Annotated in this window: 9 protein-coding genes; 3 read left to right on the top strand and 6 right to left on the bottom strand. The window is 69.2% G+C overall.

The features are described 5' to 3' along the window. Positions 1–82 precede the first annotated feature (82 nt). The 4 genes from ACQEVY_RS24500 to ACQEVY_RS24485 form a co-directional block, all read right to left on the bottom strand. Positions 83–2,539, bottom strand: a complete 2,457-nt coding sequence (locus ACQEVY_RS24500) for a SpoIIE family protein phosphatase (protein WP_432951617.1) — start codon at positions 2,537–2,539, stop codon at positions 83–85. A gap of 219 nt (positions 2,540–2,758) precedes the next feature. Then, a complete protein-coding gene (locus ACQEVY_RS24495) occupies positions 2,759–3,268 on the bottom strand; it encodes a DUF4396 domain-containing protein (protein WP_432951616.1) in 510 nt (169 codons plus the stop codon). A gap of 230 nt (positions 3,269–3,498) precedes the next feature. Continuing rightward, entirely contained in the window at positions 3,499–4,140 is a 642-nt protein-coding gene (locus ACQEVY_RS24490; RefSeq protein WP_432955377.1) for a DUF305 domain-containing protein, read from the bottom strand. A 130-nt stretch (positions 4,141–4,270) separates the two neighbouring features. Further along, positions 4,271–4,702: a DUF6153 family protein gene (locus ACQEVY_RS24485; protein WP_432951615.1), complete on the bottom strand. Its 432-nt coding sequence runs from the start codon at positions 4,700–4,702 to the stop codon at positions 4,271–4,273. Positions 4,703–5,216: 514 nt separating this feature from the next. Here ACQEVY_RS24485 and ACQEVY_RS24480 point away from each other — a divergent pair. Both ACQEVY_RS24480 and ACQEVY_RS24475 read left to right on the top strand, forming a co-directional pair. After that, the gene (locus ACQEVY_RS24480) at positions 5,217–6,290 is read left to right on the top strand and encodes an esterase-like activity of phytase family protein (RefSeq protein WP_432951614.1); all 1,074 of its coding nucleotides are present in this window, start codon (positions 5,217–5,219) and stop codon (positions 6,288–6,290) included. Between the two features lie 559 nt (positions 6,291–6,849). After that, the gene (locus ACQEVY_RS24475; RefSeq protein WP_432951613.1) at positions 6,850–8,577 is read left to right on the top strand and encodes a protein kinase domain-containing protein; all 1,728 of its coding nucleotides are present in this window, start codon (positions 6,850–6,852) and stop codon (positions 8,575–8,577) included. 170 nt (positions 8,578–8,747) lie between these two features. Here the strand turns inward: ACQEVY_RS24475 and ACQEVY_RS24470 are convergent, their stop codons facing one another. Together ACQEVY_RS24470 and ACQEVY_RS24465 are read right to left on the bottom strand one after the other, a co-directional pair. Beyond that, positions 8,748–10,229, bottom strand: a complete 1,482-nt coding sequence (locus tag ACQEVY_RS24470) for an amino acid permease (RefSeq protein ID WP_432951612.1) — start codon at positions 10,227–10,229, stop codon at positions 8,748–8,750. Positions 10,230–10,690: 461 nt separating this feature from the next. Further along, the gene (locus ACQEVY_RS24465) at positions 10,691–11,485 is read right to left on the bottom strand and encodes an IclR family transcriptional regulator (RefSeq protein WP_432951611.1); all 795 of its coding nucleotides are present in this window, start codon (positions 11,483–11,485) and stop codon (positions 10,691–10,693) included. A gap of 419 nt (positions 11,486–11,904) precedes the next feature. Here ACQEVY_RS24465 and shiA point away from each other — a divergent pair, with 419 nt between their 5' ends. Beyond that, positions 11,905–13,269 (top strand): shikimate transporter, encoded by a 1,365-nt coding sequence (gene shiA, locus ACQEVY_RS24460; protein ID WP_432951610.1) that lies wholly within the window; start codon positions 11,905–11,907, stop codon positions 13,267–13,269. The last annotated feature ends 219 nt before the right edge of the window (positions 13,270–13,488 follow it).

Below are 13,488 nucleotides of genomic sequence, written 5' to 3'. Positions count from 1 at the left end.
GGTGCTTACGGGGGTGGTGGGCTGGGGTGCCGTTCGGCGGATGCGGGTTGTGTGTGGCTGATCGCGCTGCCGCAGGCGGGCATCAGCCGTACTCGAGACTCTGTTCCGCCCAGATCGTCTTGCCCTTGGTGGTGTGGCGGGTGCCCCAGCGCCGGGTCAGCTGAGCGACCAGGAGCAGGCCTCGGCCGCCCTCGTCGTAGGTGCGGGCTCGGCGCATGTGGGGTGCCGTACTGCTGGCGTCCGAGACCTCGCAGATGAGACTCCGGTCGTGGATGAGACGCAGCTGGATGGGCGGCTCGGCGTGCCGTATGGCGTTGGTGACCAGTTCGCTGACGATCAGCTCGGTCACGAAGGCCGCATCAGCCAGGCCCCATTCCGCCAGCTGACCGACGGCGTTCTTGCGGGCGTCTGCGACGGTGGCGGGATCCGGGGCCACCTCCCAGGTCGCGACCCGGTCGGCCTTGAGCGCCCGGGTGCGGGCGACGAGGAGGGCCACGTCGTCGGCGGGCCGACCGGGAAGCAAGGTGGCGAGCACTGTGTCGCACAGCACGTCCAGGGAGGCCGTGGGAATGGCGAGGGTCCGCTGCAGCAGGGAGACGCCGTCGTCGATGTCGTGGTCGCGGGAACTGATGAGGCCGTCGGTGTAGAGGGTGAGCAGGCTGCCCTCCGGCAGTTCCGTCTCCATCGCCTCGAAGGGCAGTCCGCCCAGGCCCAGCGGGGGTCCCGCCGGAACGGCGAGCAGTTCCGCGGTGCCGTCGGGGCTCACCACGACCGGGAGCGGATGCCCGGCCCGGGCCAGTGTGCAACGGCGGGAGACGGGGTCGTACACAGCGTAGAGACAGGTCGCCCCGACGTCTCCCGTCGTCTCTCCTTCTTCGGCGTTCCCGGCGGTCCGCTCCGCGCCCTCCGCCTCCAAGGCCAGGCGGCCGACCAGGTCGTCGAGGTGAGTGAGCAGTTCGTCCGGGGGCAGATCGATGTCGGCGAGGGTCCGTACGGCCGTACGCAGCCGTCCCATGGTCGCGGAGGCGTGGATGCCGTGGCCCACCACATCGCCCACCACCAGCGCCACCCTGGCTCCGGACAGCGGGATCACGTCGAACCAGTCTCCGCCCACCCCGGCCCGGGCACCGGCCGGAAGGTAGCGGAAGGCGACCTCCACCGCGGCCTGATCGGGCAGCCGCTGCGGCAGCAGGCTGCGCTGCAGGGTTACCGCCGTGCTGCGTTCGCGGGTATAGCGGCGGGCGTTGTCGATGCAGACCGCGGCCCGGGCCGCCAGTTCCTCGGCCAGCACCAGGTCGTCCTCCTGGAACGGGTCGGGGTGCCGGTGACGAGCGAAGACGACGACGCCCAGCGTGGCTCCGCGTGCCGTCAGAGGCACGGTCATCACCGAGTGGAAGCCGAACTCGCGGATCCGGGAGGACCGGAGCGGATCCTCGGCCACCCAGTCGGCGATCGCCGGCTCGGTCACCTGGTACAGCACGGCACGTCCCGACCGCAGACTCTCCGCCGGAGGGGAGCCCTCCGGGTACTCGTCCACCTCGCCCGGCGCGATGACCGCCTCGGGGCTTCCCGGATACACGGATCGGTGGGCGATGCGCCGCAGCATGAGGCGGCCGCCCGCCGTCAGCGCTTCCGGAGGCTGCTCGGGCAGGTCGTCGAGGGACGCCAGGAGATCGACGCTGATGAAGTCGGCGAGTCCCGGAACCGCCACGTCCGCCAGCTCCTGCGCCGTCCGCGTCACGTCGAGCGTGCTGCCGATACGGCTACTGGCCTCGGCGATCAGCTGGAGGCGCTTGCGGGCCCAGTACTGCTCGGTCATGTCGTGCCCGGTGGACGCCACGCCCAGGACGCGGCCGTCCGGGTCCTCCAGGCGGTAGAGGTGAACCGACCATGCGTGCTCACGGGCCTCGCCGGGGGCGCGCGCGTGGTTCTCCATGTACTGCGTCTCGCCGGTTTCCATGGCCCGCACCATCAGCCGCTCCACGACCTCCGCGATCGGTTCGGGGAGCACGTCGCTCAGCCGCAGCCCACGCATGTCGTCGTCGCTCAGGCCCAGTGAGGCCTGCCCGGACCGGTTGGACCGGCGGAAGCGCAGGTCCGTGTCGTACACCGAGGTCGCGCAGCACGGGGAGTCGAGCAAACCCCGCCGCACCAGCGCCTCGTCGTCACGACGGGGCTGCACTCCGGTCACGGCGGAGACCAGGAGCCAGTCGCGGGTCCCGTCGTCCGGCGTCCTGTGATGCGCCAGGACCCTCGCCTCCAGGCGATGGCCGTCGCGGTGCCGGAGACCGAGCGTGCCGTGCCACCTCGGTAGTTCCGAGAAGGCAGGGAGGTCGCTCGTCGTGGGCTCCTCGGCGAGGAGTGAGGCCGCCGGCCGGCCCAGAATCTGCGCCGACGTGTACCCGAGCAGGTGCTCGGCGCCCTCGCTCCACCCGGTCACGGTGCCGTGTTCGTCGATGTTGGCGCGAGCGGTGAGCGCCTCGCCCACGATGTCCCCGACGGAACGCGCTTCCCAGTCGTCGACGGCGCGCTGCTCCATGGTCGCTCATCTCGCTCTCGTCGCGTTCTCGACCGCGCTGAGATCCTCACAGCTCAGGGCATGTGTCGCCGCGGCGCTCGAGAGCCCACCACACACACTGGCATTCGATCCATTTTGGCACTTACCCGCCAGATCGCCATCATCACGCACGAAATACCGAACGCCCAGATCAGCGACCTGGGCTGTTGCGGCATGGTCGGGACCACTCGATGTGGGTGCTCAGTGGTGGGCATGTACGACGGCGTGGCCCTTGCCGCGGCCGATCATCCACTTGTTTACGGGGGTGGTGATCAGGAAGGCGACACCGAAGCCGCCCAGCAGGGCCGACCAGAACAGCCCGTCGGACAGGTGCGCGTCCATCGCGCCCGGCGTGAGGGCGATGATCGCGTTGTCGACGAACTCCATCACCGCGATCGAGACGGTGTCGGCGGCCAGCGCGACCTTGATCGCGGACTTGAGATCCAGCCCGGCGCGGAGAACCGCGAAGAGCGTGAACGAGTAGCCGAAGAGGAACGCCAGCGCGATCGCCAGGACCATGGTGGGCACGTTGCCCCACAGCAGTGCGGTGCCGATGACCATGCCGAGGATCTCGCCGATGGCGCATCCGGTCAGGCAGTGCAGGGTCGCCTTCACTGCCATGGACCAGGAGGCTCCCGCGTGGGTGCCGGGGTGCGTCGCCGTGTGGTCGTGGTCGTGCGTGGTGTCGGTGTGATGAGTGCTGTGGTCCATGACCTTCGTCCCCATTCCCGATTTCGGTCCGGTGCGGCCCGTACCAAGGCCGCCCTCACAGTCACCAAGTTATACCCCCATGGGGTATGCAGTCCAGGCCTCGGACTCGTAGCCGGGCAAGACCGGACACCCCGCCCCCTGGAAGTCGAGTTCTGCTCAGGCCAGCTACACCCGGGGCTCTGGCCTGCGATGACGCAGACCAGAGCCCCACGTGCGGGTGTCGTCAGTCCTCAGTCCTTGCCGAGGATCTTGTTCATCTCCTCGATCTCGGCGTTCTGAGCGGTGATGATGTCGTCGGCCATCTTCGTGGCCGGCCCGTACTGGCCCTTCTCCTTCTCGGTGGTGGCCATCTCCACGGCACCCTCGTGATGCTCGACCATCAAGGTCAGGAACTTCCTGTCGAAGTCCTTCCCGGACGCCTTCATCAGCTCGTCCATGTCCTCCTTGTCCATCATCCCGGGCATCCCGGAATCGGAGGAGTGGCCGGAGTGGTCCATGCCGGGCATGGCGGAGGGCACGTCCTCGCCCCAGGACTCCAGCCATCCGGTCATCGTCTTGATCTCCGGGTCCTGGGCCTTCTCGATACGGGACGCCAGGTCCTTGACCTCGGCGGAGGACGCCTGGTCGGCAGCCATCCCAGCCATCTCGATGGCCTGCTGATGGTGAGGGATCATGCCCTGCGCGAACGACACGTCCTGGTCGTTGTGGGCGCCGGCGGTGCCCTCGGCGCTCGCCGAGGCCGACGGCTGCGCGCCAGAGCCGGCGCCGGAGTCCGAGCCGTCGTCGCTGCCGCAGGCGGCGAGGACGAAGGCGGCGGATACGGCCGTCGCGGCGAGCGCGGCTCGACGGACGAGGGAACGGGTTTGGGTCATGCCTTTGGACATGCGTGAACTCCTGCGGTGTCGCGAGGAAGAGTGCGCCGTTGGCGCGGGACATGGCTGAGGGCCGTACGCCTGCCGACCGCGAGGCATGCGGCAGCGGCGGGTACGGCCTGGCCTTGTCCTAGATCCGCAGAAGTTGCAGTTCGGCGAGTGAGGGAGGCGCACGGCCGCCCTCTGGTTCGGCAGCCACGGTCCGGTGGCCGCCGAGCGGGGCCCCGGCCTGACCGGCCGGGTCGGGAATCAGCACGGGAAGGGCTGGGCCCGCGCCGACGGCGCCGGAGGCGCACGCCGGATCGGCATGCTGCGTATGACCGCCGCCGTCACCGTGGCCATGGCAGACGGATTCGGTGCTCAGCGGCGCCATGTCCGCATTCGCCATGTGCGCATGCGCGGCGGCGCCGGAGTGATGGCCGCCGACGACGGCCGCCCCGCCCGGGGCAAGCCCATGCATCCCGAACAGCCCGGCCAGCAGCCCCAGCACCAACGGCGTCAGCCACCACGGCAGTGGCGGCTGCTCGCGGCGGAGCGGGGCACGGGCTGTCACGGCGCTCATGCTACGAGAACGGGCCGGAACCCTTGCCGGAGGGGCGCTGGGCGGAGGCGAACGTCACCAGTCGAGGTCTTTGTCCCCCCCTCCGTCGGCACGCCCACATCCGCGAAGATCCCCAACGCCTGCTGCCTCGCGAGTTCAGCGGCAGAGCCGTCGGTCTTCCGCAGGGCGCGGGCGAGTGCCACGAGGGTGCGTGCCGACCGCCCAGGGCACGGAACCCGTCCGGTGGGGCCCGGGGCCTCTGGGACCTCTGGGTACGCAAGTTACTTAATTCGTACTTGCTGGACGAGTAGAGACATCCGGGCCTTCGCGCTGTAGGTTGACATTTTGTTGAACCCGCGCGGTGTAGCGGCCGTTCGCCCTGCCCTTCGTGGTTGCGCAGCCACCCCTTCTGTGCGGCCATGCTGTGATGCCTAAGGCGCATGTGCCCCCGCGGATGTTGGCCGAAGACGCCCAATGTCGCAGACCCGTGCCGGGTCGAACCCTCCTCTTCGTTCTGGCGCCAAGGAGTATGCGCATGCGCTTGCGTACGTCGATCACTGCTGTAGCGGCTATCAGTGTGGCCATGACCATGGGTGCCGCTCTGGCCCAGGGCGCCACCACCGCCGATGTCCCGGCCTCGTCCGCCGCGTCGCGTGACTGTTCCGGCCAGGTCCGTATACGGGCCTTCTCCGACGACCTCGACAAGAAGACGCTGGACGGCGTTTTCGTCGGCAACATGTCCGCTCTCGCCGTCGACCGGGGCGGCCGGATCACCGCGGTGTCGGACGAGTCGTACCTCTACTCGCTCAAGGTGCGTGAGAAGGGGCGCGCCCTGAGCGCCGAGGCGGTGGCCGTGGCCCCGCTGACCGATGTGAACGGTGCGGCGCCGGACTCCGAGGGGCTGGCCGTCGACCGGGACGGCAGCCGGCTGATCAGCTCCGAGACCGAACCGTCCGTCACCCGCTACGACCGGGACGGCAAGGCGGTCGAGGCGCTGCCCGTGCCGGGCGCCCTCGCCGTCGCCCCGGCGGGACGGGCCGTACGCAACCAGACCTTCGAGGGGCTGACGCTGCAGACCGGCGGACGCACCCTGGTCGCCTCGATGGAGGGCTCGCTCGCCGGCGACGAGACCGGTGTGGTGCGGCTGCAGACCTGGCATCGCGCCGGTCTGGGCAAGCCGTTCAAGACCGGTGCCCAGTACGGCTATCAGGCCGACCAGGGCCTGGGAGTCGTCGAGCTAGCCCCGGCCGGAGACGGCCGGCTGCTCGTCCTCGAACGCGGCTTCACCGCGGGCGTGGGCAACACCGTCCGCCTCTATCTGGCCGACCCGCGCGGGGCCGACGACGTGAGCGGCATCGAGAACGTCACCTCGGGCGGCGCGGCCCGCCTGGCCTCCAAGACCCTGCTGGCCGACCTCGCCGACTGCCCGACCCTCGGCGCCACGGCCGAACAGCCCCAGCCCAACCCCCTGCTGGACAACATCGAAGGACTCGCCGTGACCGGCCGCACCGCCACCGGACGCGTAAAGATCCTGCTGGTCAGCGACGACAACGAGCGGGACACCCAGATCACCCGCCTGTACTCCCTCGACGTCCGGCTCCCCCGCTGAGTGACCTCGCAGCAGAGATCAGTACTGCTCCGCGGTCGACTCCTGCTGAGTGGCCGCGGATCCCACCAACTTGCCTGATCACGGCAGTAAGCAGGTCCAGCACATGTCGCAACCCATCAAACTCGTCATCCTGATCACTGCTCTCCCACCTCTGGCCTGAGCGCACAGGGAGTGCCGATCCTGACACTCCCTCAGAACGAGAAGTTCCGTAGAACTACGCAATCCACTACCCGAATTCGGCACGGGCGGACTCCATCACTCCAGCATCTTGATCTTGTCTGCGTGGCCCTCGGCCGCACCACAGCCGGACCGCCGACCGAGGCCACTCAGACACTCAGCGGATAACTTCGCTGGTCAGGGGGTTGGGGAAGGGTCTTGCGTACGCCCCTGACCTCGTCCTGCGCCATGAGTCGAGCGCCGGCCGATCACCCGATCTCGGCTGCGGAGGCCCCCTCCAACCACCGTCTACGCTGCGCGTCATTCGAGTCATCCGAGTCATTCGAGCACCATGCTGCGGCGTGCGGGTGGGGCAGCGAGAGCAACGCAGGGAACACCTTTGATGAAGAGCCTTCAGCCTTCGGATCCGTCGTCCATAGGCGGCTACCCACTCCTGGGCCGCCTCGGCGCGGGCGGTATGGGGCAGGTGTTCATGTCCCGTACGACCTCGGGACGGCTCCTGGCGCTGAAGACGGTGCGGGACGATCTCAGCAGTGATCCGGCGTTCGAGAAGCGGTTCACCCGCGAGATACGCAACAGCGACCGCGTCCGTTCGCCGTGGACCGTGACCGTGGTGGACTACAGCGCCGCAGGTCAGCGTCCCCAATGGCTGGCCACCGAATACGTACCGGCGCCGCCGCTCCACGAATGGGTCGACCACCGCGGCCCGTTGCCGGAGGCGGCGCTCCTCTCCCTCGCCGCCGAACTGTGCGGCGCCCTACAGGCCGTTCACGAAGCCGGACTCTCGCACCGCGACCTCAAGCCGGGCAACGTACTGCTGGGCCGCGACCGCCCGCTGCTCATCGACTTCGGTCTCGCCCGGGCCACTGACGACACCCGGCACACCAGCCTCGACGGCGTCATCGGCTCCCCGGGATTCCTCTCACCGGACCAGGCCACGGGAGGCGCGGGAGGCGCGCCGGCCGACCTCTTCTCGCTGGCCGCCGTGCTGGTGTACGCCGCCAGGGGGCACGGTCCCTTCTCGCAGCCGGACGAGGACGTGCCCGCGGCAACCCTCATGTACCGCGTCGTCCACGAGGAGCCCGACATCGAAGGCGTCCCCGCGGCACTGGCTCCCCTGCTCGCCTCATGTCTGGCCAAGGACCCGGACGAGCGCCCGACAGCGGCCGAACTCCGCAAGCAGCTGGACGAGATCGGCGCCCGAACCGGCGACTGGCCCGACGTCTGTCCCCGGACCCTCGGCACCGAACTGGCCGCCCGCGAACGGCCGGTACAGACGCTCATCGACCTCGACCCCGAAGACCCGCACTCCAGGACGGTCCTCTACACCGCCCTCCTCGCCGACCCAGCAGACCCGGCCGACCCGGCGAACCCCACCGCCCCCGTCCGGCGCCGACGGCCCGTGTGGCTGATCGCCGCGGCAGCGGCCGTGGCCGCCGTGGCTGTGGCCGGCACCGCCCTGCTGGCCGTCTACGCCAACTCGCCTGGTTCCACAGACGACTCCACCGATTCCTCGGCATCTGTGAGGGCTTCCGCCACCGACGTCGCCGCGACCGCCGAGCGGTCGCCCTCGGGCAACGCCAAGGCGCCCGGCGGCGCCGACGTTCCCGCGGGCATGAAGCGGTCATCCTCGCCTTCCGCGGGGGATTCTGCCGCCGTCGACTCCGAGGAGAGCAGGAAGCCCTCGCGCCCGGCCGGCGCGGACGCTTCCGCAGCCGACGACGGGGCGAGCACGGAGCCGTCGCCCTCAGTCGACGCCAGGGACGAGGCGCCGAACGAGGTCGTCGTACAGGCCCCGTACAGCATGATGTCCGGACACGTCCTGGAGAACGCTGACGGCAGGACCAGGATGGTCATGCAGAAAGACGGCAACCTCCTGATCACCGACGCGGACAGGAAACCGCTCTGGGACGCCAACGTGTACGGCGAGGGCAACTACGCCCGCTTCCAGACGGACGGCAACCTGGTGGTCCGCAACAAGGACGGCGAGGCCCTGTGGGGAGCGGGCACGTCCAGGAAGGCGGGCGCGACCCTGGTCCTCCAGGAGGACGGCAATGTCGTGATCAAACTCGGCAGCAATGTGCTGTGGGAGGCCAACACGGCCCACTGACCAGGCCGCCGGTGATGCCGAAGTCCCTTGCCGCGTCCGCCAGTTGACCCAGCTGCCCGGCGGCGAGAGCGAGCGCATCGTCGTCCGCCCGGCGGGGCACGACGCACGGCCCGCACCACCGCGGAAGGCGGAGGTGCGGGCCGTACATCGTTCGGTCCGTACTGTCTGTCCTACAGCCGTGCGACGGTGTCGTCGTTCCTCTGGTCCTTTTGGTCCTTTGCTGCGCCGGATGCGGAGCCGGTCCGCTCACGGACCACCGCGACGGCCACGACCCCCACCGCCACCAGCACGGACAGCAGCACCGTCGTACGCCCGCTGCTCGCGCCCTCCGTGTCGGTCAGCATGTAACCGAGGACGAACAGGATCAGTGCGGCCGTGGCCCAGGTCAGGTACGGGTACAGCCACATCCGTACGACCAGCTTCTCCGGCGCCTCACGCTGGATGATCTTCCGTAGGCGCAGCTGGGAGAAGCAGATCACCAGCCACACGAACAGGGCGACCGCACCTGAGGAGTTGACCAGGAAGAGGAAGACCGTGTCCGGGAAGGCGTAGTTGAAGAAGACCGCCACGAACCCGAAGACGACCGAGGCGAGAACCGCCGCCATCGGCACACCGCTTGAGGTGGTCCGGGCGAACGACTTCGGTGCGTCGCCGCGCTCGCCGAGCGAGAACGCCATCCGGGAGGCGGTGTAGAGGCCGGAGTTGAGGCAGGAGAGCACGGACGTCAGCACGATGAAGTTCATGATCTGGCCGGCGTGTGCGATCCCGAGGGAGTCCAGGGCCGCGACGTACGAGCCCTTCTCCGTGACGGAGTCGTCGTTCCAGGGAACCAGGGAGACCACGACGAAGATCGAGCCGAGGTAGAAGACCGCGATCCGCCAGATCACGCTGTTGGTGGCCTTGGTGACCGCCTTCTGCGGATTGCTGGTCTCCCCGGCGGCGAGCGTCACGATCTCGCTGCCCATGAAGGAGAAGACGACCAGCAGCACACCGGTGAGGATGGCGCCCGGCCCGTTGGGCAGGAAGCCGCCGTGCTCGGTGAGGTTGCTCAGCCCGGCCGTATCGGTGTCCGCGCCCGGCAGGACTCCGAAGACGGCGAGCCCGCCGATGACGATGAACGCGGCGATCGCGACGACCTTGATCCCGGCGAACCAGAACTCGAACTCGCCGTAGGAGCTGACCGAGACCAGGTTGGTGGCGGTCAGCACCACCATCACGATGAGCGCCCAGGCCCACTGCGGTACGGCTGGTATCCAGCCCTCCAGGATCACCGCACCCGCCGTCGCCTCGATCGCGAGCACGACGACCCAGAAGAACCAGTACAGCCAGCCGATGGAGAATCCGGCCCAGCGGCCGAGCGCCCGGTCGGCGTGCGCGGAGAAGGAACCCGAGGTCGGGTTGGCGGCGGACATTTCGCCCAGCATCCGCATCACCAGCACCACCATCGCGCCCACCAGGGCGTACGAGAGGAGAATGCCGGGGCCCGCCTTGGCGATACCGGAGCTGGAACCCACGAAGAGACCGGCGCCGATGACACCGCCGATGGCGATCATGGAGAGGTGACGGTTCTTGAGGCCGGCCTGGAGACCGTCACCGGGAGGGGTTTGTTCAGGGGTGCCGGACGACACTTTGTTCTCGTTCGTCGTGCTCATGGACATCCTTGACTAGGGGTTCAAAGATTCGGCGTTCTGCCTCGCCCGGCCGAAGCCATGGGGCAGGGCGAGAGAAGGCGTGCGACGGTGCGGGTGCCATGTCGGGGGCGCACTGGCCGAATGCCAGTCGCGCTACGGCACTTCAGTGGCGGGAGCACACCTGCGTGATCTTGTGGAGGCGGGCGGGATGCGGATTCGGCACCATTGGCGATTCTTCGGGAGCGCCCGGAGCAAGCCGGAACTACGGCTTGTTCGGATGTCTCATGCGCAGCAAGGCTAAGGACGGACTACGAAATCCGTACATGCTCCATTCTGGACGGTGACCATCCGCTTATTGTCCGGAACGGAGCTCGCGCACCCGGGCGGAGCCGACTCCAGTAGTGGGTCGCGTAGTTTTACGGATGCCTTCGCGGTACTGGGTCGCGTAGTCCTACGGGTCCGTTCGCGCTACGGGCGCGAAGTCAGCGGTTGCTGCTGAGCGGGTGACTGAACCCCTGGTCGGAGATGAGCGTGGCCGCGGCCGCGAGGTCCTCGGCGAAGCGCTCGACGGCCTCGTACGGGAAGCGCTGGCTGGGCCCGCTGAGCGAGAGGGAGGCGATGACCGTGCCCGAGCGGCCGGTGATCGGCACGGCGACCGCGGTCAGGCCCTCGTCCCACTCGCTGCTGCTGACCGCGTAACCGCGCTCGGCGGCCTCCTGTGCCCGGGTGCGCAAGCGGTCGGCGTACTCCTCGCCGTGCGGGGAGGCGGCGGCGATGCGGCGCAGCTGGGTCTCGGAGGCATTGCGGAGGAGGATCTTGGAGGAGGCGCCGGCCCACAGGGGCTGTTCGTCGCCGACGTCGACCACGTGACGCAGCGGGTGCGGGCTCTCCTCGTGCGCGACGCAGACGCGGTGGAGGTCGCGGGCGATGAAGAGGTTGACCGTCTCGCCCAGCCGGTCGGAGAGGTCGCGCATCACCTTGCGGGTCTCGCGCGGCACGTCCCACTGGCTGCGGGCCAGGTAGGCCCAGCGCCACAGGCCGGGGCCCGCGGTGTAGCCGGCCGGGTCCGACCACAGCAGGCCGCTCTCCTCCAGGGTCTGGATCAGGCGCAGTGCCGTCGTCTTGGCCAGCCCGGTGGCGTCGGTGATCTCGCGCAGGGTGATGACGGGCCGGTCCTCGCTCAGCAGGTTGAGGATGTCGAGGGCGCGCCGCACGCTGCGTACGCCGCTGCTGTGCTGCTCCCGCCCCGCCTCGGCCTGGGTGGCCTTGTCGTCCACGCGGATCCCTCCCTGTGCCATCGGTGCACGTGTTGTCTGCGCGGCACACGGTAATCCGCCGCGCTCTTTCCACTGAACCCGACGGTAGTCCACCAGGCGGACCACCGGAACCGTAAAGTCGCAGAAATCTTGCCGCAACCCTTGCTGGCCGCCACGTGGCCGCGTAGGTTTCCGCCAATCGGTTCACTCGGTCCATTGAGTGGACCTTGGTCCTGAGGGTCGCCGCCCCCACCGCTGTGGCGATGGCCCGGTCCGCCAGTGACGGCCCGCCCCGCACCCAGGGCACCCGCCGTCGCCAGAGCGCCCGTCCCCGACCGCAGCCATCCGCGCCCCGCCCCCTGCCTTCCGCGTACTGCTCGTGCGGCACGGCCGGGCCGGAAATGTCGCAGCGTTCAGCAGCACCCAATGGAGTGTGTGAAATGAGCAGTACGCAGTCCCCGGCCACGTCCGGCAGTCCCGGAGCCCCCGGCGTGGCGAAGAGAGCGGCCATCGCGAGCTTCATGGGAGCCGTCGTCGACTGGTACGACTTCTTCCTCTACGGCATCGTCGCCGGCCTTCTCTTCGGCGATCTGTTCTTCCCCGGCGCCTCCCCGGCCGTGGGCACCCTGGCCGCCTGGGCCACCTTCGGCGTCGGCTTCCTCTTCCGTCCGCTGGGCGGCATCGTCTTCGGGCACTTCGGCGACCGGCTCGGCCGTAAGCGGATGCTCGTCCTCACCATGCTGATCATGGGTGTGGCCAGCACGCTGATCGGCGTACTGCCCACCTACGCGCAGGCCGGGATCTGGGCGCCCATCCTGCTCGTCGTCCTGCGGGCCGCGCAGGGCTTCGCGGTCGGCGGCGAGTGGGGCGGCGCGGCGCTGATGGCGGTGGAGAACGCCCCGCGCAAGTGGCGCTCCCTCTACAGCAGCGGCGTCCAAGTCGGCGCATCCGTAGGTCTGTTGCTCGCCACGCTGATCACCAAGGTCATGTCGGGTACGACGTCGGACGCGGCCTTCCGCACCTGGGGCTGGCGGATCCCGTTCCTGATCAGCGCGTTCCTGGTGATCGTCGGCCTGGTCATCCGGGCCAGGGTCGAGGAGTCGGAGGTCTTCACCAAGGAGGTCGCCGCGAAGAAGGCGGACGCCAAGCCCCGGGTGCCGCTGATCGCCGCGGTGAAGTCCAACCCCAAGGGCTTCTTCGCCATCATCGGCCTGCGCTTCGTGGAGCTGTTCACCTTCTACGGCGTGACGACCTTCGGCCTCGCCTACGGCACCGACGAGCTCGGCCTGAACCGCGACAGCCTGCTCAACGTCAACCTGGCCGTCGGCGGACTCGCCATCCTCACCATTCCCGCCTTCGCCTACCTCGCCGACCGGTTCGGCCGCCGGCGGATCTACCTCTGGGGCGCCGTCATCGGCGCCGCGAGCGCGGTGCCGTACTTCTGGGCCATGGAATCCGGTTCGCTGGTGCTGATCATCGCCTGTGCCGTGCTGCTGGTGAACGTCGCGCACGACATGGCGGTCGCCGTCCAGCAGTCCCTGTTCACCGACATGTTCGGCCCCGAGTACCGCTACAGCGGCGCCGGCGTCGGCTACCAGCTCGCCAGCGCCGTCGGCGGCGGCTTCACCCCGCTCATCGCCGCCTCCCTGGTGATCTGGGCGAACGGCAGTTGGAGCCTGGTCGCGGCGTACATCGCCCTCGGCTGCGCGATCTCCTTCGTGGTCGCCCTGTCCATACGGAACGAAGAGCCCAAGGCCGAGAAGGTCGTACGGCAGCGGGCCGCGAGCGAGGACGCGGTGGTCTGACCGCCTGGCGGTCGTAATCGCGGATGCCCTCCGGCCAGTGCCAGTAATAAGCAGCACGTCCCCGGCCGCCGTACTCCGCACCTCGGAGTACGGCGGCCGGGCTGTCGGAAGCCGCAGACGTCCTGTCACCTCGGCCGAACGCACCTCCAGTTGAGAGACCGGACCCGTTGTTGAGGGCCTCCGCGCGCTCTATTCTGACCACACAGCGGATCGTACGAT

Origin of the sequence: Streptomyces sp. CA-288835 (genome assembly GCF_050936385.1) — a bacterium.
In the GTDB taxonomy this organism is placed as follows: domain Bacteria; phylum Actinomycetota; class Actinomycetes; order Streptomycetales; family Streptomycetaceae; genus Streptomyces.
Note: the sequence above shows the minus strand (reverse complement) of the source record. Positions and strands in the feature narration are given on the sequence as shown.